This is a genomic window from Mesorhizobium sp. Primo-A, assembly GCF_003997175.1.
Lineage (GTDB): Bacteria > Pseudomonadota > Alphaproteobacteria > Rhizobiales > Rhizobiaceae > Mesorhizobium > Mesorhizobium ciceri.
Window position 1 is genome coordinate 150,294 of the sequence record NZ_RZTG01000012.1, and the last position, 21,270, is coordinate 171,563.

13 protein-coding genes are annotated in these 21,270 nt (G+C 62.3%); 2 read left to right on the forward strand and 11 right to left on the reverse strand.

Translation table 11 applies throughout. The annotated features are described in order from the left end of the window. Positions 1 to 14: 14 nt before the first annotated feature. From EOC83_RS22665 to EOC83_RS22680, 4 genes are all read right to left on the reverse strand, one after another. Entirely contained in the window at positions 15 to 1,634 is a 1,620-nt protein-coding gene (locus EOC83_RS22665) for an ABC transporter ATP-binding protein (protein ID WP_013532689.1), read from the reverse strand. A gap of 47 nt (positions 1,635 to 1,681) precedes the next feature. Next, on the reverse strand, positions 1,682 to 2,806 hold the full coding sequence (locus tag EOC83_RS22670; RefSeq protein WP_013532690.1) for an ABC transporter permease subunit: 1,125 nt from the start codon (positions 2,804 to 2,806) through the stop codon (positions 1,682 to 1,684). Beyond that, complete coding sequence (locus tag EOC83_RS22675) at positions 2,799 to 3,722, reverse strand: ABC transporter permease subunit (protein WP_013532691.1); 924 nt, start codon at positions 3,720 to 3,722, stop codon at positions 2,799 to 2,801. Before EOC83_RS22675 ends, EOC83_RS22670 begins: the two co-directional genes overlap by 8 nt. 164 nt (positions 3,723 to 3,886) lie before the next feature. After that, positions 3,887 to 5,479, reverse strand: coding sequence for a peptide ABC transporter substrate-binding protein (locus EOC83_RS22680; protein WP_013532692.1), 1,593 nt, complete (start codon positions 5,477 to 5,479; stop codon positions 3,887 to 3,889). A gap of 412 nt (positions 5,480 to 5,891) precedes the next feature. On the opposite strand from EOC83_RS22680, the gene EOC83_RS22685 reads away from it, so the two are divergent. Further along, positions 5,892 to 6,305, forward strand: coding sequence for a TadE/TadG family type IV pilus assembly protein (locus EOC83_RS22685; protein WP_174299092.1), 414 nt, complete (start codon positions 5,892 to 5,894; stop codon positions 6,303 to 6,305). Further along, positions 6,306 to 8,087 carry a TadG family pilus assembly protein gene (locus EOC83_RS22690; protein ID WP_013532694.1) on the forward strand — a complete coding sequence of 594 codons (1,782 nt, stop codon included), beginning with the start codon at positions 6,306 to 6,308 and terminating at the stop codon, positions 8,085 to 8,087. It begins immediately after the preceding gene. Between the two features lie 10 nt (positions 8,088 to 8,097). Here EOC83_RS22690 and EOC83_RS22695 read toward each other — a convergent pair whose 3' ends face one another. The 7 genes from EOC83_RS22695 to EOC83_RS22725 all read right to left on the reverse strand — a co-directional run bounded on the left by EOC83_RS22695 (position 8,098) and on the right by EOC83_RS22725 (position 21,111). Continuing rightward, positions 8,098 to 9,720 carry an alpha-glucosidase family protein gene (locus EOC83_RS22695; RefSeq protein ID WP_013532695.1) on the reverse strand — a complete coding sequence of 541 codons (1,623 nt, stop codon included), beginning with the start codon at positions 9,718 to 9,720 and terminating at the stop codon, positions 8,098 to 8,100. Further along, entirely contained in the window at positions 9,707 to 11,722 is a 2,016-nt protein-coding gene (glgX, locus tag EOC83_RS22700; RefSeq protein WP_013532696.1) for a glycogen debranching protein GlgX, read from the reverse strand. Before glgX ends, EOC83_RS22695 begins: the two co-directional genes overlap by 14 nt. 199 nt (positions 11,723 to 11,921) lie before the next feature. Continuing rightward, positions 11,922 to 13,550 (reverse strand): alpha-D-glucose phosphate-specific phosphoglucomutase, encoded by a 1,629-nt coding sequence (locus EOC83_RS22705; RefSeq protein ID WP_013532697.1) that lies wholly within the window; start codon positions 13,548 to 13,550, stop codon positions 11,922 to 11,924. Between the two features lie 3 nt (positions 13,551 to 13,553). Next, positions 13,554 to 14,999, reverse strand: coding sequence for a glycogen synthase GlgA (glgA, locus tag EOC83_RS22710; RefSeq protein WP_013532698.1), 1,446 nt, complete (start codon positions 14,997 to 14,999; stop codon positions 13,554 to 13,556). Between the two features lie 3 nt (positions 15,000 to 15,002). Beyond that, entirely contained in the window at positions 15,003 to 16,268 is a 1,266-nt protein-coding gene (gene glgC / locus EOC83_RS22715) for a glucose-1-phosphate adenylyltransferase (RefSeq protein ID WP_013532699.1), read from the reverse strand. A gap of 52 nt (positions 16,269 to 16,320) precedes the next feature. Then, positions 16,321 to 18,534, reverse strand: a complete 2,214-nt coding sequence (gene glgB, locus EOC83_RS22720) for a 1,4-alpha-glucan branching protein GlgB (protein ID WP_013532700.1) — start codon at positions 18,532 to 18,534, stop codon at positions 16,321 to 16,323. A gap of 108 nt (positions 18,535 to 18,642) precedes the next feature. After that, entirely contained in the window at positions 18,643 to 21,111 is a 2,469-nt protein-coding gene (locus EOC83_RS22725) for a glycogen/starch/alpha-glucan phosphorylase (protein WP_013532701.1), read from the reverse strand. Positions 21,112 to 21,270 lie beyond the last annotated feature (159 nt).

Sequence of the window (21,270 nt, forward strand, 5' to 3'; positions counted from 1 at the left end):
GTGCAGAGCCCGGTTCAGGCGCTCAGGCGAAATCGCGTCACGTCGATCGCGGCGGCCATCAGCGTCTGTGTGTAGGCGTGCTGCGGATTGCTGAAGATCGCCTCGGTCGGCCCTTCCTCGACGATCTTGCCCTGTTTCATGACGATGATGTAGTCGGCCATGGCGCGCACGACCGACAGATCGTGGCTGATGAAGAGATAGGACAATTCGTGGTCCGCCTGCAGCTTGCGCAGCAGTTCGACGATCTGTTTCTGCACAGAGCGATCGAGCGCCGAAGTCGGCTCATCCAATACCACCAGCCTGGGCTTCAGGATCATGGCGCGGGCAATGGCGATGCGCTGCCGCTGACCGCCGGAGAATTCGTGCGGGTAGCGGTTGCGGGCGTTGGGGTCGAGGCCGACCTCGCGCAAGGCCTCGACCGCGCGTTGATCACGCTGCTTGCCCGAAAGGTCAGGCTCATGCACCAGAAGTCCTTCGGTGATGACCTGGCCGACAGTCATGCGCGGCGACAACGAGCCGAACGGGTCCTGGAAGACGAGCTGCATCTGGCGCCGCAGCGGCCGCATCGCCTGCCTGTCGGCTTGGGAAATGTCGCGATCGCCGAAACGGATGAGCCCGTCACTCGGCAACAGCCGCAGCAAGGCGCGGCCAAGAGTCGATTTGCCCGAGCCGGATTCACCAACGATGCCGATGGTCTGGTTGCGCTGCAGCCGGATCGAGATGTGATCGACTGCACGCAGCATCAGCGGTTCGCCAGCAAGAAACCCGCCGCCGATCCTGAACGTCACTTCGACATTCCTGCCTTCGAGCAGCACTGGGGCGTTGGCGGGCGGCGGCGCCTTGCTGCCGGTCGGCTCGGCCGCCAGCAGCATTTTCGTGTAGGCATGCTGTGGGTTGACGAAGATGGCCTCCGCCTCCCCCTCCTCGACAACCTCGCCCTGGCGCATGACATAGACCCGATCGGCAAAGCGGCGGACGATGCCAAGATCGTGGGTGATGAAGACGATCGCCATGCCGAGCTTGCGCTGCAATTCGGCCAGAAGCATCAGGATCTGCGCCTGTATGGTCACATCGAGCGCCGTCGTCGGCTCGTCGGCGATCAATATGTCAGGGTCGTTGGCGAGAGCCATCGCGATCATCACACGCTGGCGCTGGCCACCCGACATTTCGTGCGGATAGGATTTCATCCGCCGCTCGGGATCGGGAATATGCACCAGCCGCAGCAGTTTGAGCGCTTCTTCACGCGCCTCGGCGACATTCAGGCCCCGATGCCGGCGGATCGGTTCGATCAACTGGTTGCCGATTGAATAGAGCGGATCGAGCGAAGTCATCGGCTCCTGGAAGATCATGCTGATCTTGCGGCCACGGACCTTGTTGAGCTCGGATTTGCTGAGTGTTAGAAGATTGCGGCCACGATAGTCGACGCTGCCTGTCGCTTCGCCATTCGACGCCAGCAGGCTCATCGCCGCCATCATCGTCTGGCTTTTGCCGGAGCCGGATTCGCCGACCACGGCAACGGTCTCGCCCGATTTGACATGGATGTTTATGCCCTTGACCGCCTCGACGGCGCCGTCGAGCGTGCGGAAGCGGACACGCAAATCCTTGACGCTGAGGATCGTTTCGGAAGCAGCCATCTCAGCGGTCCCCCTCTTTATCGACCCGCATCTTAGCGATCCCCATCTTAGCGATCCCTCGGGTCGAGTGCGTCGCGCAGGCCGTCGCCGACGAAGTTCAGCGCAAACAGCGTCGAGACGAGGAAGAAGGCGGGGAACAGGAGCAGCCAGTTGGCGGTGCCGATGTTCTTGGCGCCGACCGAGATCAGAACGCCCCAGCTGGTCATCGGCTCCTGCACGCCGAGGCCGAGAAACGATAGGAAGCTTTCCAGGATGATCACCTGCGGCACCAGCAGCGTCATGTAGATGACCACCGGGCCGAGCAGGTTGGGGATGACGTGGCGCAGCAGGATGCCGCGCTGGCCGACGCCCATGGCTTCCGCCGCCTGGACATATTCCTGGCGGCGGATCGACAGTGCCTGGCCGCGCACGATGCGCGCCATGTCGAGCCACAGCACGGCGCCGACGGCCAGGAACATCAGCACGAAGTTGCGGCCGAAGAACACCACCAGCATGATGACGAAGAAGATGAAGGGCAAGGAATAGAGCACGTCGACGATGCGCATCATCACCTCGTCGACCTTGCCTCCGGCAAAACCGGCAGCGGCCCCGTAGACCACGCCGATGACCACCGCCACGACGCCCGCGAGCAGGCCGATGGCCAGCGATATACGCCCGGCCATCAGCGTGCGCGACAACAGGTCCCGTCCGGTGTTGTCGGTGCCGAACAGGAAATATTGCTGCTTGATCGAGGCGCTCATCGTCACTTCGAGACCGTCCGGCGACTTGCTCTCGATCTTGGTGTCGTCAAAGGCATCGGATCGGTCAAGATAGCGGATGTTGCGATCGTCGATCGGCCTGGTCGACTTGACGGTGACGAAGACCTGGTTGCCTTCCTGCCGCCATTCCTTGATGTCGACCCGCATGCGCTTGATCGCTTCGGTGAGCGCCGTCTCGATCATGTCGGCCTTCGGATAGGCTGACAGGCTTGGCGGCATGCGCACATAGTCGGCATAGATGGTGGTGTATTGATGCGGCACGAACCACGGCCCGAACACGCTGACGACACCGATCAGGGCAAGGTAATACAGGCTGAACATGGCGGCGCGATTGGCCTTGAGCCGCGCCCAGGCATCCCCCCAGAGCGAACGGCCGATGACGGTGGGGGCGACTGTGGCCGCGATGTCAGTCATAGCGCACCCTCGGATCGACGACCGCGTACATGACGTCGACGATCAGGTTGAAGACAATGGTAAAGATGGCGATCACCACCACCGTTCCCATCACCAGCGTGTAGTCACGATTGAGCGCGGCATCGACGAAATAGCGGCCGACGCCTGGGATGGAGAAGATCGTCTCGACGATGACCGAGCCGGTCAGCAGTGCCGCCGCCGCCGGACCGGTGAAGGAGACGATCGGCAGGATGGCGCCGCGCAAAGCATGCTTGACCACCACCGACCAGTCGGACAGGCCCAGCGCGCGCGCCGTGCGGATGTGGTGGGACCGCAAGGATTCGATCATCGAGCCACGCATCAGCCGGGCGACGATGGCGATCTGCGGCAGGGCGAGCGTCAGCACCGGACCGACCTTGTTGATGAAAGCGCCATCGCCCCACCCACCGATCGGCAGCAGCCTCCAGGTCAGCCCGAACAGGAGTTGGATCACCGGCGCGATGACGAAGGTTGGGATGGTGCTGCCGGCCGTCGCCAGCGCGATCACCGTATAGTCGCCAAGCTTGTTCTGATTGAGCGCCGCAATGGTGCCGAGCACGGAACCGAGCAGCAGCGCCAGGACAAGCGCCGAGGCGCCGAGCTGGACCGAAATCGGCAGCCCCTTGGCGAACAGTTCGGTGACGGTGAAATCCGGCATGTTGTAGCTCGGGCCGAAATTGCCGCGCAACAGATTGCCGAGATAGTGGACGAATTGCAGCCAGAGCGGGTCGTTGAGGCCAAACTGGGCTTCGAGATTGGCCCTGATCTCGGGACTGAGCCCCCGCTCCTGGTTGAATGGACCGCCCGGCGCGACGCGCATCAGGAAAAACGCCATTGTCACGATGACGAACAGCGTTGGAATGGCGGTCAGAAGCCGCCGTAATACGTATCGCAGCATCGGTGCCCCGCTTGATCCAGAGCCGCGCGCGTCCAGTTGGACGGCCGCGCTCCAGCTTTCAAATCTTCGCACCGACATTTGCCGAAATCGAATTCCGGTACCCGGGCCGATGCGATGGCAAACCATCGCCACCGCGCCTGGAAGGCGCGGTGGCTTGGCCAGGGTTAGTCCTTGCTGACGAAGCGCGACGGATGCACGTCCATCACGTTGTCGACGAAGCCATGCAGCTTCGAGGAGACGATATCGTGGTAGCTGTAATAGAGGAGCGGTATCTGGCCGACGTCGTCGACCAGGATGCGTTCGGCGTCGGCCAGTTCCTTCATGCGCTGTTCGGGGTTGCCCCCGGCGGCGGCCGCCTTGTCCATGGCCGCTTCATAGGCCGGGCTGTTGTAGTCCGAATAATTGTTGCCGCTGGCCTTGCGCGAGATGCCGAGGAAGGTTTCCGGATCCTTGTAATCGGCGATCCAGGCGGCACGTGCCAGATCATAGTTGCCCTTCTGCTCGAGGAAGGAGTAGTGGGTCTTGGTGTCGGTGTTGAGCAGCGTGACGTCGACGCCAAGCGGCTTCAGCTGTTCCTGGATCGCCACCGCAGTGTTCTTGTGGTTTTCCGACGTGTTATAGCGGATTTCCATCTTCAGCGGCTTTTCGGGCGTATAGCCGAGTTTCTCGAGGATCTTCTTGGCCGCATCCTCGCGGTCGATCTGCGGCATGTCCGCATATTTGGCCATTGCCGGCGTGTAGCCTTCGATGCCGGGAGGCACCATTGAATAGCCGGGCAGCATCGAGTTCTGCCAGACTTTTTCGGCGAGGAAGTCGCGGTCGATCGCCATCGAGATGGCATTGCGCAGCTCTACATTATCCCACGGCGCCTTGTCGGTCTTGATCGCATAATAATAGGTGCCGAGATACGGTCCAACGTGGATCTGGTCGCCAAACTTGGTCTTGAGATCGGCGAGCTGTTCAGTCGGAAGGTCGTCGTAGCTGTCCAGTTCGCCTGCCTCGAAGCGCTTCATCGCCGAAGAGCGGTCCTCGGTCGGGATGTAGTTGACGACGTCGAACTTGACGGTCGCCGCATCCCAGAATTTCGGGTTCTTGACCAGCTTCATATGATCGTTGGGAACCCATTCGGCCAGCGTATAGGCGCCGTTCGAAACGAGATTGCCGGGCTTGATCCAATCGGCGCCGAGCTTTTCGATGGAGGCCTTGCTCACCGGATAGGTCGCCTGGTGGGTCAGCATCTCCAGGAAGTAGGGCGTCGGCGCCTTCAGCGTGACCTCCAGCGTATTTGCGTCAATCGCCTTGACGCCCATGTCCTCAGGCTTGCCCTTCTTGGTGTTGACGTCCTCCGCACCCTTTACCGGATACAGCATCGAGGCGTATTCGGCGCCGGTCGCCGGATCCTCCAGCCGGTGGAAGGCATAGACGAAATCGTCAGCCGTAACCGGGCTGCCATCCGACCACATGCCGTCCTTGCGCAGCTTGAACGTATAGACGGTTCCGTCGTCCGAAACCGTCCAGCTCTCGGCGGCACCAGGAATGAGATTGGCCTTCTGGTCCTGCATGACCAAGCCCTGGAACAGGTCGCGCAGGACATTGGCTTCGTAAACCGTCGAGGTCTTGTGCGGATCGACCGACTCCGATTCAGCGGCGGTGCCCCTGTTATAGACGGTCTCGGCAAAGGCCTGCGTGTAGAACGTCCCGGCGGCCAGCGTCATCGTCGTGGCGAACACAGTCGCCTTCAGCATGTTTTTCAGCATGAAGTTCTCCCTGTCGGCGCCGCCGTTGGCGCGCCTATTAAGTGTTGACGCCCTGGAGCCGATATCTGACCCCTTTGAGCGCGCCGCTGGTTCCCGTCCTGCGGCTCGTGCCCAGACACTAACGCGGAGAATTTTTATTTCAACAGACTCTCTGGGTCACCCAAAGTAAGGCGGACGAAAGCTATGGTGTGGCCGCTGAAACACCAGCCGAAACCAAAAGCTTGACTTGGTTTCTTCACCTCGACGCTATTTTTCACCGCGAATCGGGAGCCATGCCAGTTTGCCGGAATGTCTTAATGCGTTCTTAAGCAACCTGAGGTTACATTACGAGTACCTTCTATACGGTTCGAGCTTCAGACGCGCGGCGGCTATGAGTAACGGAGCAAGTAAATTGCCCAAAATCCGTCAACTAATGCGGAACTTTCAAGAAGAGCGCGGTACCTCTGCGGTTGAATTTGCCTTGCTTTCACCGATTTTCATTCTTCTTCTACTCGGAATGGTTGCATACGGTATATACTTCGGCGCCGCCAACTCGATCCAGCAGATCGCAGCGGATGCCGCCCGCACGGCAATTGCCGGGTTGAACCAGACCGAACGTCAAACGCTCGTAACCAGCTTCGTCACCAACAATGCCGGCGGATATCCCTTCGTGGATGTCAGCAAGTTGACCTACCAGGCCAACGACAGCACGGCCGATGGAAGCCAGTTCGTGGTGTCCATCCAATACGACGCCCGCAACCTGCCGATCTGGAACCTTTTCCCGGGCATAGCCATGCCCGGGACCACGATCAGGCGCCAGTCAACGATCAGGGTCGGGGGCATTTGAATGCTGCTGCATGCGTGCAATGGGATCGGTCGGCTTGCCCGGTTGATGCTGAGTGACAGGAAAGCGAACTTCACCGTCATGGCGGCATTGAGCGCGCCGGTGGCGCTGGCGCTGGCCGCAGTGGCCATCGACGAAGCCTCGATCTACACCGAGCGCCGCGAAGCGCAGGCAATGGTGGATCTGGCGGCGATCACCGCCGCCTCGAACATGACCAATGTCAATACAGCGGTCGTTACCACGCTGACCGACAACGGCATGCCAGGGGTTGTCGTTCAAAGCTCGGGACAGACGATCGAGCCGGCGGTCGGCAAAACCGTCGTGACGGTCACGCCCGGGCGATATGTGGCATCCGGGGCCAATGTGGGCCAGCGTTTCCAGGCCAGCATAACCCCCTACAATGCCGTCCGTGTCACCCTGAAGAAGATCCCCGCCCGCTATTTCGCGAGTTCCCTGATCCCCACTCCCGTCATCGGCACCCAAGCCACCGCCAGCATGACGCCACAGGCGACATTCTCGGTCGGATCGAGGCTCGCCAGCCTCGATGGCGGTATCCTCAACGCGCTTCTCGGCGGACTGCTCGGCAGCAACATCTCGCTCAGTGTCATGGACTACAACGCGCTGATCTCCGCGGATGTGAGCGTGCTCTCCTTCGTGGACGGCCTTGCCACACAGCTGAACCTGACCGGCGTCTCGTATTCGGATGTGCTGGCATCGAAGGCGACCGTCGGCCAGATCGCCACGGCCATGGCCAATGTGCCTGGGCTTGGCAACACGGCCAAGGTCGCCCTGCAGACGATCGCGTCCAAGTCGACCAGCACGGTCCAGATCCCGCTCAGTCATCTGGTCGATCTCGGCTCCGTCGGCAAGTTGGGCCTCGGCCAAAGGCCCGCCGGCCTCGGCGTCGACGCCAGCGCCTTGGGAATGCTGACGGCCGCCGCCGGACTGGCAAACGGTTCAAAACAGGTCGACGTCGCCCTCGGAGCCACCATTCCCGGGGTGCTGTCGACCACGCTCGCCATCGCCATCGGCGAACCACCGCAATCCTCGCCATGGCTGGCGGTTGGAGAAGCCGGCACCGTGGTTCGCACCGCGCAAACGCGCATTAAGCTGCTTGTCACGGTCGGCGTCGGCAACCCAAACCTGGGCGGCGGTATCAGCCTGCTGTCGGTCAAGCTGCCGCTGAATGTCGAAGTAGCCTACGCCGAGGCCAAGCTGACCGACATCAACTGCCCGACCGGCCCCGACAGCCTGAAGGTTACCATTGCCGCGAAGCCCGGCATCGCGGCGGTGAACCTTGCCGCCAGCGATGCCGATAACAGCCCCACCGCCTTCGCGGATTTCAGCAACCCGCAGTCGTTCTCCGACGCCAACATCGCGGATGTCAGCCTCAATCTGCTGCTGCTAAAAATCCCGCTAATACTGGTGAAGGGTTCGGCGGGTGCCGACATCACCAACGTCAGCCCGACCAACCTGGTCTTCAACAAAACCGAGATCGCCGCCAAAACCATCAAGACGACGCCGACACGGGACATTACCCAGACGCTGACAACGTCACTGGTCGACAAGTTGTCGCTTTCCGTCAATGCGCTTGGTATCCTCGGGCTTGACGTAACGGCGTTGCTCGGCACCGTGAAGCCAGCTGTGACGACGCTTCTGAAAACCGTGACCGCACCAGTCGACACATTGCTTTACAATCTACTCGATACGCTCGGCGTGCATCTCGGCGTGGCCGATGTCCGGGTCACCGGCGCGACATGCGGACGTGCCGTGCTGGTGCAGTAACGTCGGGATATCAGTCGAGCCTGCCCAAAAAGGCTCCGAGCGCTGGCAGCAAAAGCTCAGTCTCGACGACCGCGGCATTGCCATCCAGCTGCGCAACCGCTCCGATGTCCCCCGGCAACGGCCAATTGGCCGGTCCTCCGGCGAAATTGAAGACACAGAGCAGTCTTTCACCGCCGCCGTCGCGGATGAAAGCGAGCAGGTCACCCTTGGCGTCGAGAAAGCGGATCGAGCCGGATATCAGCGCCTCATGCTCCCCGCGCAAGGCCAGCGCAGCCCGGTAGGACGCGAGCACAGAGACCGTGTCGGCATTCTGGACGTCAACGGCGCGAGCGCGATGGCTGGCCGGTATCGGCAGCCAGGGCCTGGCCGTGGAGAAGCCTGCATTGTCGGCGCCGGCCTCCCACACCATCGGCGTGCGGCACCCATCCCTGCCCTTGACGCCTGGCCAGAAGCGGATGCCGACGGGATCGCGCAGATCTTCATAGGCCAGCTCCGCCTCCTCCAGCCCGAGTTCCTCGCCCTCGTAGAGGCAGATCGAGCCGCGCAGGCAGGCGAGCAGCATGATCGAGAATCTTGCGACCGCGTCGGGCTCGCTGTCCGGCCTTGTCCAGCGGCTGACATGGCGCGCCACGTCATGGTTGGAGAAGGCCCAGCAGACCCAGCCGTCGGAGACGGCCGCCTCGAAGGCTTCGACGCAGCCACGCACATGCGCAGCCGAGAACTGCGGACCGAGCAGGTCGAAGGTGTAACACATATGCAGCTTGTCGCCGCCTGAAGTGTAGGCCGCGAGCGTCTGCAGCGAGCGGCCTTCATCGCCGATCTCGCCGACGGCGGCGCGGTCGTCATATTCGTCGAGCAGCGCCCTGAAGCGGCGCAGGAACGCCAGGTTTTCCGGCTGCGTCTTGTCGAACAGGTGCTCCTGGTAAAGGTAGGTGTTGGTCTCGCTGTTGGTGCCGGCGACGCTTGATGCCAAGGGTGGATTGCTGCGCAACCAGCGGTCGTGGACATAGTAATTGACCGTATCGAGCCGAAAACCGTCGACGCCGCGCTCCAGCCAGAAGCGCACAGTTTCCAGAAGCGCGTCCTGAACCTCCGGATTGTGGAAATTCAGATCGGGCTGCGAGGGGAGGAAATTGTGCATGTAATACTGCCGGCGGGTAGAATCCCATTCCCAGGCCGGGCCACCGAAGACGGAGAGCCAGTTGTTTGGCGCGCTGCCATCTGGCTTGGTATCGGCCCAGACATACCAGTCGGCTTTGGGGTTATCGCGGCTGGCGCGGCTTTCGACAAACCAGTCGTGCTTGTCGGATGAATGCGACAGCACCTGGTCGATGATGATCTTCAGGCCGAGACGATGCGCCTCGGCGACCAGCGCATCGAAATCCTCGAGCGTGCCGAACATCGGATCGACATCGCAGTAGTCCGACACGTCGTAGCCCATATCGGCCATCGGCGACTTGAAGAAAGGCGACAGCCAGATGGCGCCGACACCGAGCGAGGCGACATGGGCGAGCCTCGATGTGATACCGGCGAGATCGCCGCTGCCATCGCCGGTCGTGTCCTGGAAGGAGCGCGGATAGATCTGGTAGATGGCGCAACCGCGCCACCATCCCTTCTTGTCACTCGCCGCCATTGCGCTTCTCCCTTGTGCCGGCCTGCGCTCGTTCGATCATGAAGATCATCGTCCGCCCGGATATTGGCCGCGAGATATCCGCCGCATCCGGCGCTTCGATAGCTGGGGCCCAGAAGAATCCGTCTCGTTCAGGCAAGGTGAACATGCAGGCCCGGCGATCGCCGTTGACAAGCACCGCAAGACGGCGGTCGTCATCGCTGGCGCCACTCAGGACCATGACAAGACGGTGCCGCTGCGGATCCTGCCAGCTCTGTTCATCGAGCGGCGCGCCCGTCTCAGCAAGCCATGCGACGTCCGGTATCTCCGAACCTGCCGGCGGCTGGCCAGTGAGGAAGCTTGTGTCGGAAAGCGCCGGCATCGATCGGCGCAGCCTCGAGAGTTCCGCCGTGTAGCGCTCCAGCGCCTGGTCGCGGCCGGCCCAGTCGAGCCAGGTGATCTCGTTGTCCTGGGCATAGGCGTTGTTGTTGCCTTGCTGGGTGCGGCCGAATTCGTCGCCCGCGGTCAGCATGATGGTGCCGCGCGAGGCAAACAGCGCGGCGAGCAGAGCGCGCTGGTCGTTCTGGCGAGCCGCTGCCACGGCCGGGTTGTCCGCATCACCTTCCACGCCGTTGTTCCAGGACAGGTTTTCATTGTGGCCGTCGCGGTTCTGCTCGCCATTGGCTTCGTTGTGCTTGCGCTCGTAGCGCACGATGTCGGCGAGCGTCATGCCGTCATGGGCGGCGATGAAATTGACACTGCGGCTGGCGCCTTGCCCGTTCGCGGCAAACACATCTGACGAACCGGCGAGCCGGGTCGCCAGGGCGCCGACCATGCCGGCGTCGCCACGCCAGAACCGTCTTACATCGTCGCGATACTTGTCGTTCCATTCGAGGAAGGGCGCTGGAAAATTGCCGAGCTGATAGCCGTCGGGGCCGATGTCCCACGGCTCGGCGATCAACACGCGATCGGCCAGCAGTGCGTCATCGCGCATCGCTCTCAGCAGCGGCGCCTCGGCATCGAATGTGCCCTCGACCCGCCCCAGAATGGGAGCGAGGTCGAAGCGGAAGCCATCGACACCGGCATCCCTGACGAAATGGCGAAGCGTGTCGAGGACCATCTCCTGGACCACAGGATGGTCGCAAGCGACTGTGTTGCCGGTACCGGTGTCGTTGGCCAGCCTGCCATCAGGTGTGTGCCGGTAGTAGGCCTGGTTGTCGAAGCCGCGCAGCGACAGCGTGGGACCAAGCCTGTCGCTCTCGCCGGTGTGGTTGAAGACGAGGTCGAGGATGACGCCGATACCAGCCTGGCGCAGCACAGCGACCGTGTTTCGCAGTTCCATGATGCCGCCCGGCGCAAGGCGCGGATCGAGGGCCATGAACGTCACGGGATTGTAGCCCCAGGCGTTGCGCAGCCCGAGCGGCGGCAGATGCCGTTCGTCGATCGACGCGGTCACCGGGATCAATTCGACCGCGCCAACGCCGAGTTTTTTCAGGTGCTCGACGATCGCCGGTTGAGCAAGTGCGGCGACTGTTCCGCGCAATTTTTCGGGAACGTCCGAATGCAGCATGGTGAAGGCGCGCACCGGAATTTCGTAGACCAGGCCGCCGGCGCGGAAGAGCGGCGGCGCAGCCTGCACAGGCTTCGGTAGCGCAGCCGCGATCGCCTTCGGCATCAGCGACGCGGTATCGCCCCCCTCGCCCCGGCGATCGGCCAGCCGCCAGTCATAGGCATAAGGCCTGTCAATCTCGACGGCGTAGGGATCGGTCAGCAATTTGTCGGGGTCGAACCACAGTCCATGCTCCGGCGCATAGTCCCCGTCGGCGCGGAAACCGTAGCGGGTTCCGGAGCCAAGACCTGCAACGAACAGCGCGTGGACGCCCTCGCCTTCCCGCTGCAGTTCGAGCCGTTCGATTTCCCGCATGCCCTGCTCGTCGAAGATCGAGACCCAAAGCCGACGGGCGGCCTGCGACCAGGCGGCAAAGCGGATGCCTTCGCGGGTGACTGTGGCGCCGAGCTGGGTCATGCCCGCGCCTCACCTTCTCCCCTCGCGGGAGAAGGTGGATCGGCGCGCAGCGCCGAGACGGATGAGGGGTGTTGAAAGGAACGCGGCGTTAGTGATCTGGACATCGGTTTGCGCCAAGCTGGAGCACCCCTCATCCGACCGAGCTTCGCTCGGCCACCTTCTCCCACAAGGGGAGAAGGTGAAACGCGCGCAGCCACTCTCAAGTGATCACGCTCGGCTTGGGGCGGCCGGTATGGCTGTGAATCCCGGCAATATCGTCAGCCGCGGCAATCAGATCGGCAAGGGCGGCCTGGGTGTCGAGATCGTGCCGAGACTTGTCCGGCTCGTAGCGCTCGATGTAGACGCGCAACGTCGCGCCCGACGTGCCGGTGCCGGACAGCCGAAAGACGACCCGCGAACCACCTTCGAACAGAACCCTGATGCCCTGATGCTCGCTGATCGAACCGTCGACCGGATCGTGATAGGCAAAATCGTCGGCACTGGCGATTTTCAGGCCGCGCACGCTGGTGCCAGGCAGCGAGCCGAGCTTGGCACGCAGTTCGTCGACCAGCGCGTTGGCGCGGTCGCTCTCGACCTCTTCATAATCATGCCGCGAATAGTAGTTGCGACCGTAGGTCGCCCAGTGCTCGGTGACGATCTGCTTGCAGCTTTCGCCACGCGCGGCGAGGATGTTGAGCCACAAAAGCACCGCCCACAGGCCGTCCTTTTCGCGGACATGGTTGGAGCCGGTGCCGGCACTCTCTTCACCGCAGATCGTCGCCATGTCGGCATCGAGCAGATTGCCGAAGAATTTCCAGCCGGTCGGAGTCTCATAGATGCCGACGCCGAGTTTTTCAGCAACGCGATCGGCCGCGCCACTGGTCGGCATCGAGCGTGCAATGCCTTTCAAACCGGCCTTGTAGCCGGGCGCCAGACGCGCATTGGCGGCGAGCATGGCGACCGAATCCGACGGGGTGACGAAAATGCCCTTGCCGATGATCAGATTGCGGTCGCCATCGCCATCCGAGGCGGCGCCGAAATCCGGTGCGTCCGGTCCCATCATCTCGTCATAGAGGTGCTTGGCATGGACGAGGTTAGGGTCCGGGTGATGGCCGCCGAAATCCGGCAGCGGCTTGAAATTGCGGCAGGTGCCATTGGGCGCGCCGAGCCGGTTTTCCAGGATCTCCTTGGCGTAGGGACCGGTCACCGCGTGCATGGCGTCGAAGCGCATGCGGAAGCCGGACTTGAAGAGTTTGCGCAGGGCGTCGAAATCGAACAGGCTTTCCATCAGCGCGGCATAGTCCACGACCGGATCGATGATCTCGACCGTCATGCCGGCGGCCTTGACCGTGCCTGTTGTGTCGATGTCGATCGGATCGATATCGGCGATCTTGAAGCTCGAAATCGCCTTGGTCTTTTCGAAGATCGCGTCGGTGAGCTTTTCCGGCGCCGGGCCGCCATTGCCGGCATTGTACTTGATGCCGAAATCCTCATGCGGGCCGCCCGGATTGTGGCTGGCCGACAGGATGATGCCGCCGAAGGTCTTGTATTTGCGGATGACATGCGAAGCGGCTGGCGTCGACAGGATGCCGCCCTGCCCGACCATCACCTTGCCGAAGCCGTTGGCGGCTGCGATGGCGATGGCCTTCTGGATGACCTCGCGGTTGTAGAAGCGGCCGTCGCCACCGATCACCAGGGTCTTGCCCTTGAAACCGTCGAGCGCGTCGAAGATCGACTGGATGAAATTCTCGGCATAGTGCTCCTGCTGAAAGACAGGCACCTTCTTGCGCAGGCCCGACGTGCCGGGCTTCTGGTCGGAATAAGGCTTGGTGGGAACGGTCCGTATCATGCTTCAGGCAACCCTTTTCGAAAGCAGCGAACGATAGAGTTCGACGTATTTTTCCGCGCTCTTGTCCCACGACACATCGGCTTTCATGCCCTGGCGCTGCAGTGATTCCCAGACCGTCGGACTGGCATGGGCGTCGACGAGGCGGCGGATAGCGTGCAGCAAGGCGCCGCCATTGTTGGGCGCGAACTGGAAGCCGGTGGCGACGCCGGCAGAGACGGCAGCCTCATTGGCGTCGATGACCGTGTCGGCGAGGCCGCCGGTGCGCGCGACCACCGGCACGCAGCCATAGCGCAGGCCGTAAAGCTGCGTCAGCCCGCACGGTTCGAAGCGCGAGGGGATGACGATGGCGTCGCAGCCGCCCTGCATGATGTGCGACAGCCCCTCGTCGTAGCCGACGACGACGCCGATGCGGCCGCGATGCCTGGCGGCGGCGGCAAGCAGCGCGCCTTCGAGACCGGCATCGCCCGATCCCAGGATGGCGAGCCGCGCACCCGTCGCGACAATGCCGTCGACCACCAGCGCCAATATGTCCATGCCCTTTTGCCAGGTCAGGCGGCTGACCACGCAGACGATCGGGCTGTCATCGCGCTCAAGGCTGAAGCGATCCTCCACGGCAGCCCTGTTGGGTGCGCGCGCCTTCAGCGTGCTGCCCGTGTAGTTGGACACCAGATGCTTGTCGGTTTCCGGATCCCAGATGCCGGTGTCGATGCCGTTGACGATGCCATGGAGATCGCTGGAGCGCATGTTGATGAGGCCGTCGAGGCCCATGCCGAATTCGGGCGAGCGGATTTCCTGCGCGTAGGTCGGACTGACCGTGGTGATCGCCCAGGCGGCCTGCAGGCCCGCCTTGAGGAAGCCGACACCACCATAATATTCGACGCCGTCGAGCGCCATCGCCGCCGCCGGCAAGCCAAGCTCGCCGAAAATGCCGGCGCCGAACTGGCCCTGGAAGGCGAGGTTGTGGACGGTCATCATCGAAGGCACGCCGACCGCCTTGCCATAGCGCATATAGGCCAGCGTCATCGCCGACTGCCAGTCATGGGCGTGCACGATGTCGGGCTGGTAGCCCGAGATGGCGCCGCCGGCGATGTCGCCGCCGACCTGGCTCAACGCCGCGAAACGCCGCCAATTGTCTGGCCAGTCGACGCCGGTCGCATTGCCATAGGGGCCGCCGGGACGGTCGAACAGATGCGGCGCATCGAGCACGAACAGTTCGAGCCCGGCGAGTTGGACGGAATGGACAGAGGCCTTGCCGCCCTGCAGCAAGGGGTATTGCAGAACCGCCCGCTTTTTCTTGAAGGCAGCCATGACGGTCGGAAAGCCGGGCATGAGCGTGCGCACGGTCACGCCCTTGGCCGCCAAGGCAATGGGCAGCGCGCCGGTCACGTCGGCAAGCCCACCGGTCTTGATGAGCGGGAAAATTTCCGGCGTGACCGACAGAACCTGCATGCGTCAGAGCCCCAGCTTGTCGATCATGTCCTGGGTGACCAGGCAGATGCCCTTTTCGGAAACGCGGAAGCGCTTGGCGTCGAGAATAGGATCTTCGCCGACCACCAGCCCTTCCGGTATCCTAACACCATGGTCGATGACCACGCGCTTCAACTTTGCGTTCCGGCCGACATGAACGTCGGGCAGCATGACGACTTCTTCGAGCGTCGAATAGGAATTGATGCGCGCGCCGGTGAAGATCAGGCTTTTTTTCAGCGAAGCCCCCGAGACGATGCAATCGCCCGAAACCAGCGAAGACACAGCCGAACCGCGGCGGCCATCCTCGTCATGCACGAACTTTGCCGGCGGCTTCAATTCGGCATAGGTCCAGATCGGCCAGTCGCGGTCGTAGAGGTCGAGTTCCGGCGTGATATCGGTCAGGTCGATATTGGCTTCCCAATAGGCGTCGACCGTTCCGACGTCGCGCCAGTAGGCCTCGTTCTCGGCGGTCGAACGGACGCAGGACTTGGCGAAGCGGTGCGCGATCGCCTTACCGTGCTGGACGATATAGGGGATGATGTCCTTGCCGAAGTCGCGGCTCGAGCCCGGCTCGGCCGCATCGCGGCGCAACTGCTCCATCAGAAACTTGGTCTTGAAGACGTAAATGCCCATCGAGGCCAAGGCAAACTCCGGCTTATCGGGAATGCCGGGCGGATCGGCGGGCTTTTCGACGAAGGCGATGATGTTGTCCTTGCCATCGACATGCATGACGCCGAAGCCGGTGGCTTCCATGCGCGGCACTTCGAGGCAGCCAACGGTGACGTCGGCATTGGCGTCGACGTGCTGGCGAAGCATCATCTCGTAGTCCATCTTGTAGATGTGGTCGCCAGCCAGGATGACCATGTATTCGGGTCCGTAGGCCTCGATGATGTCGATGTTCTGATAGACGGCGTCAGCCGTGCCCTCATACCACTGCGTTTCCGAGACGCGCTGGCTGGCCGGCAGGATGTCGAAGCTTTCGTTTCGCTCTGGGCGCAGGAAGTTCCAGCCGCGCTGCAAATGACGGATCAGCGAATGTGCCTTGTACTGGGTGGCAACGCCGAGGCGTCGAATGCCGGAGTTAAGCGCGTTGGAGAGCGCGAAGTCGATGATGCGCGTCTTGCCGCCGAAATAGACGGCCGGCTTGGCACGCCGGTCGGTCAGTTCCTTGAGGCGGCTGCCACGGCCGCCGGCCAATACATAGGCCATGGCATCGCGCGCCAGCGGCTGGGTCCGTTTCAAGTCTGCCATTTCTACCCTCCCAAGTTACTCGATCTCGACATGTTACTCAGTGTCGATGGGTTCAGTCGGCGACGAGCTCGAGCATGATCGTGGACAGCGGCGGCAAGAGCATCGTCGCGGCGATGCTTCCTTCCTCCGCCCGTGCCTCGACCATGCCGCCATTGCCCTTGCCGGAACCGCCATATTCAGAAGCGTCGGTGTTGATGATCTCGCGCCATTTGCCTGATGTCGGCAACGGCACGCGATAATTATCGCGCGGCACCGGCGTGAAATTGGAAATGACGGCCACCGGGCTGCCGCCCGGCGCGCTGCGCAGCCAGGCAAAAACCGAATTCTGGCTGTCGTCGACGATCAGCCAGGAAAACCCTTCCGGTTCGCAGTCGCGGCCATGCAGCGCCGGGCGCGAACGGTAGAGATAGTTGAGATCGCGCACCGTCTGCCAAACGCCGCGATGCGGCCGGAATTCAAGCAGGTTCCAGTCGAGCGCGCGCGCCTCGCTCCATTCGCGGCGCTGCGCGAACTCCTGCCCCATGAAAAGCAGCTTCTTGCCGGGATAGCCCCACATGAAAGCGTAGTAGGCGCGTAGCGTCGCAAACTTCTGCCAGTCGTCGCCGGCCATCTTGCCAAGCAACGTGCCTTTGCCGTGCACAACCTCGTCATGCGAGAGCGGCAGCACGAAATTCTCCGAGAAGGCGTAGGTCAGGCCGAAGGTGAGGTCGTTGTGGTGGTGCTTTCGGAAGATCGGCTCCTTGGAGAAATACTCCAGCGTGTCGTGCATGAAGCCCATATTCCACTTGAAGCCGAAGCCGAGGCCGCCTTCATGCACCGGTGCCGAGACCTTCGGCCATGAGGTCGATTCCTCGGCTATGGTCATGACGCCCGGATGATGGCCGTAGACCTCCTTGTTCATCTTCTGCAGGAAGCTGACCGCCTCGAGATTCTCGCGGCCGCCCTTCTCGTTGGGGATCCATTCGCCGGCCTTGCGTGAATAGTCGAGGTAGAGCATCGAGGCGACCGCGTCGACGCGCAAACCGTCGACATGGTATTTCTCGGCCCAGAACAGCGCATTGTTGACCAGGAACGACACCACCTCGCGGCGGCCGAAATTGTAGATCGCGGTGTTCCAGTCGGGATGAAAACCCTTGCGCGGATCGGCATGTTCATAGAGCGCGGTGCCATCGAAATTGGCCAGGCCATGCGCGTCGACCGGGAAATGTGCCGGCACCCAGTCGAGGATGACGCCGACGCCGGCGCGGTGGGCGCCATCGACGAAACGGGCAAAGCCGTCCGGGTCGCCAAAGCGGGCCGATGGCGCGTAAAGGCCGGTCGTCTGGTAGCCCCAGGACGGGTCGTAGGGATGTTCAGAGATCGGCATGAATTCGATGTGGGTGAAACCGGTCTCAACCACATAGGGGATCAGCCGGTCGGCCAACTCGTCCCATGACAGGAACGTTCCGTCGTCGCGAAGCTGCCAGGAGCCGGCATGGACCTCGTAGATCGAGATGGCTTCTCGCCGGTGATCGGCATTGCGCCAGAAATTGCGATGCGCCTCGTCGCCCCACTCGTGCGCCGGCGGCACCGCCACGACCGAAGCAGTAGCCGGACGCAGTTCGGATTTGAAGGCGAACGGGTCGGCCTTCAGCGGCAGCCTCACACCATCGGGGCCGATGATCTCGTATTTGTAGGGTCGTCCGGCACCGATGTCGGGTATGAACAGTTCCCAGATGCCGGTGTCGCGGCGGTCTCGCATGGTGTGCCGGCGGCCGTCCCACTCGTTGAAGTCGCCGACCACCGAGACGCGCCGCGCATTGGGAGCCCAGACGGCGAAATGCACTCCGGTGGCGCCTTCGTGATCAATGACATGGGCGCCGAGCTTATCGAACAGCCTGAGATGCGAGCCTTGGGCGATGTAGTAATCGTCCATCGGGCCCAGCACCGGACCGAACGAATAGGGATCGGTCAGCCACCAGTCGCCGCCGGCGTTCCTGGCATGATAGCGCAGGGGTTGCCGCTTCTTGATCGAGAGCTTGCCTTCGAAAAAGCCGCCATCGTTGCGCCTGGACAGTTCACCCGCGATGGTGCCGGTCAGCGTGTAGGCGGTGACGAATTCGGCATTCGGAACAAAGCACCGGGCATACAGGCTCTTGCCGACCTCATGGACACCAAGGACGGCGAAGGGATCTCCGTGCGTGCCGGCAACAATCGCCGCAACATCGCCGGCTGGCGCCAGTCCATCCGGCCCGCTTGTCGCAGCGGTCGCGCGCGGCTTCTTCATCAGGCAGTGTCCCTCCCCGGGCACCAAGTGTTTGTTTCTAGTGATGTAAATCCAACATTCAAATTCACATCACCGGGACCACATTGTTTGCGGCCTCATGCAATCACATCAGACAGGCACGTTCCAGATTTCTTTCGCATATTGGCGGATCGTGCGATCGGAGGAGAACCAGCCGACACGCGCAACGTTGCGGATTGCCCGGGCGTACCAGTCGGGACTGTTGCGCCAGACCGCATCGACCTCACGCTGGGCGGCGGCATAGGCATCGAAATCGGCGGCAACCATGAACCAGTCGCTGTTGTAGAGACCGTTGATGAGATCGCGGTAACGCTCCGGATCGTCCGGCGAGAAGACGCCTGACGAAACAGCCGCAACCGCTTGCGCCAGCTCAGGCGAGCCTTCGATGACGGCGCGCGGATCGTAGCCGTTGTTGCGCCGCTCGGCGACCTCGGCGGTGGTCAGGCCGAAGATGAAGATGTTGTCGTCGCCGACGCATTCCTTGATCTCGACATTGGCACCGTCGAGCGTGCCGATGGTCAGCGCACCGTTCAGCGCGAACTTCATGTTGCCGGTGCCCGACGCTTCCATGCCGGCGGTCGAGATCTGTTCGGACAGATCGGCGGCCGGCATCATGATCTCGGCAAGGCTGACATTGTAGTTCGGCACGAACACCACCTTCAGCAGACCGCGCACGGCCGGATCGCGGTTGATGACCTTGGCGACATCGTTGGCGAGTTTGATGATCAGCTTGGCATTGTGGTAGCTGGGCGCCGCCTTGCCGCCGAAGAATTTCACGCGCGGCATCCAGTCGCGCTCGGGATGCGAGCGGATCTGGTCGTAGAGGGCAATCGCCTCGAGGATATTCAGAAGCTGGCGCTTGTATTCATGGATACGCTTGATCTGGATGTCGAAAAGCGCCGAGGGATCGACCTTGATGCCGAGCCGGTCGGCGACGAGGTTGGCCAGCCGCGCCTTGTTGGCTCGCTTGACGGCGGCGAACTTGTCGCGAAAGGCGGCATCGCCGGCGAAACCGTCGAGATCCTTGATGGCGTCGATGTCATCGAGAAAGCGGTCGCCGATCGCCTCGCGGGCAAGCGACGTCAGCCCGGGATTACACTGGATCAGCCAGCGCCGCGGCGTGATGCCGTTGGTCTTGTTGTTGATGCGATCGGGATAGAGCTTGTGCAGATCGGCGAACACCGTCTCCTTCATCAGGTCGGTGTGAAGCGCCGAAACGCCGTTGATCGAGTGCGAACCGACAAAGGCCAGATTGCCCATGCGCACCCGGCGGTCGCCATTTTCCTGGATCAGCGAGATGCGGCCGATCTGCTCGTCCGAGAACTGGTTGGACGCACGCGCCTCCAGAAGCACTTCAGCGTTGATGGCATAGACGATCTGCATGTGGCGCGGCAAAAGCCGCTCGAACAGCGGCACCGGCCAGCTTTCCAGTGCCTCGGGCAGCAGCGTGTGGTTGGTGTAGCCGAAGGTGCGCTGGGTGATGTCCCAGGCCTGATCGAAGTCCATGCCGTGGACGTCCATCAACAGGCGCATCAACTCCGGCACAGCGATGGCCGGATGGGTGTCGTTCAGGTGGATCGCAGCCTTGTCGGGCAAGGACTTCAGGTCGCCATATTGGCTGAGATGGCGCTGAACGATGTCCTGCAGCGATGCGGTGGAGAAGAAATATTCCTGCCGAAGCCGCAGTTCCTGCCCGGCCTTGTGGGAATCGGCGGGATAGAGCACGCGCGACAAGGCATCGGCCTTGTTGCTTTCGGCGAGCGCGCCGATGTGGTCGCCGGCATTGAACTTGTCGAGCAGGATCGGATCGACCGGCATGCCCGACCAGAGCCGCAGCGTGTTGACGCGGTTGGCCCGCCAGCCGACGACGGGCGTATCATAGGCGACGGCCAGCACATGCTCGGTCGGCTTCCAGACATGGCGTTCGAGGCGTCCGTCCTTGGAGGTGATCGATTCCACCGAACCGCCGAAACCGACCTCGAACGAGCGCTCACGGCGTTCGAATTCCCACGGGTTGCCGTGATCGAGCCAGGTTTCAGGCAATTCGACCTGCCAGCCGTCGTGAATCTCCTGGCGGAACATGCCGTTGGCATAGCGGATGCCGTAGCCATGCGCGGGAATGTCGACGGTCGCCATGCTTTCCATGAAGCAGGCCGCAAGCCGCCCGAGGCCGCCATTGCCAAGTGCGGCATCCGGCTCGAGTGCGGCGATGAGATCGAGATCGACGCCCAGGGACGACAGGGCCTCGCGCATGTTGTCCATCAGGCCGAGATTGGAGAAGGCGTCGCGCATCAGGCGGCCGATGAGGAACTCCAGAGACAGATAATAGACGCGTTTTTCCTTCTGATCGTACGCCTCCTTCGTCGCCTGCATCCAGCGATCGACGATCCGGTCGCGCACGACCTTGATCGAGGCGGTCAGCCAGTCGTACTGGGTCGCAACGGCGGTATCCTTGCCGACCCGGTATTTGAGGGCCACCAAGACTTCACGTGCGAGTGTCTTGGGATCAGGATTTTCGAGCAGTGGAGGAAGGGGTTCGGATGTCATCGCGCTCGTCATGATGCCTCTCGTGCGGTTGCCATGATCATACCGGCTTTCATCGCTCCTCCCAGCCCATGCTAGCTGATACCGCTATATATTCAATCGATTTAAACATGCCCGAACCGGCATGCCCCCTGCGGCAATTTGGCAATTCGCAAGTGTGACGCGCCAAGACGG

Excerpts from the sequence above, each read along its gene's own strand:
- EOC83_RS22705 (WP_013532697.1), bottom strand. The coding sequence starts at position 13,550 with ATGATACGGACCGTTCCCACCAAGCCTTATTCCGACCAGAAGCCCGGC.
- EOC83_RS22690 (WP_013532694.1), top strand. The coding sequence starts at position 6,306 with ATGCTGCTGCATGCGTGCAATGGGATCGGTCGGCTTGCCCGGTTGATG.
- glgA (WP_013532698.1), bottom strand. The coding sequence starts at position 14,999 with ATGCAGGTTCTGTCGGTCACGCCGGAAATTTTCCCGCTCATCAAGACC.
- EOC83_RS22665 (WP_013532689.1), bottom strand. The coding sequence starts at position 1,634 with ATGGCTGCTTCCGAAACGATCCTCAGCGTCAAGGATTTGCGTGTCCGC.
- EOC83_RS22725 (WP_013532701.1), bottom strand. The coding sequence starts at position 21,111 with ATGACGAGCGCGATGACATCCGAACCCCTTCCTCCACTGCTCGAAAAT.
- EOC83_RS22670 (WP_013532690.1), bottom strand. The coding sequence starts at position 2,806 with ATGACTGACATCGCGGCCACAGTCGCCCCCACCGTCATCGGCCGTTCG.
- EOC83_RS22680 (WP_013532692.1), bottom strand. The coding sequence starts at position 5,479 with ATGCTGAAAAACATGCTGAAGGCGACTGTGTTCGCCACGACGATGACG.
- EOC83_RS22685 (WP_174299092.1), top strand. The coding sequence starts at position 5,892 with ATGCGGAACTTTCAAGAAGAGCGCGGTACCTCTGCGGTTGAATTTGCC.
- EOC83_RS22675 (WP_013532691.1), bottom strand. The coding sequence starts at position 3,722 with ATGCTGCGATACGTATTACGGCGGCTTCTGACCGCCATTCCAACGCTG.
- glgX (WP_013532696.1), bottom strand. The coding sequence starts at position 11,722 with ATGACCCAGCTCGGCGCCACAGTCACCCGCGAAGGCATCCGCTTTGCC.
- glgB (WP_013532700.1), bottom strand. The coding sequence starts at position 18,534 with ATGAAGAAGCCGCGCGCGACCGCTGCGACAAGCGGGCCGGATGGACTG.
- EOC83_RS22695 (WP_013532695.1), bottom strand. The coding sequence starts at position 9,720 with ATGGCGGCGAGTGACAAGAAGGGATGGTGGCGCGGTTGCGCCATCTAC.
- glgC (WP_013532699.1), bottom strand. The coding sequence starts at position 16,268 with ATGGCAGACTTGAAACGGACCCAGCCGCTGGCGCGCGATGCCATGGCC.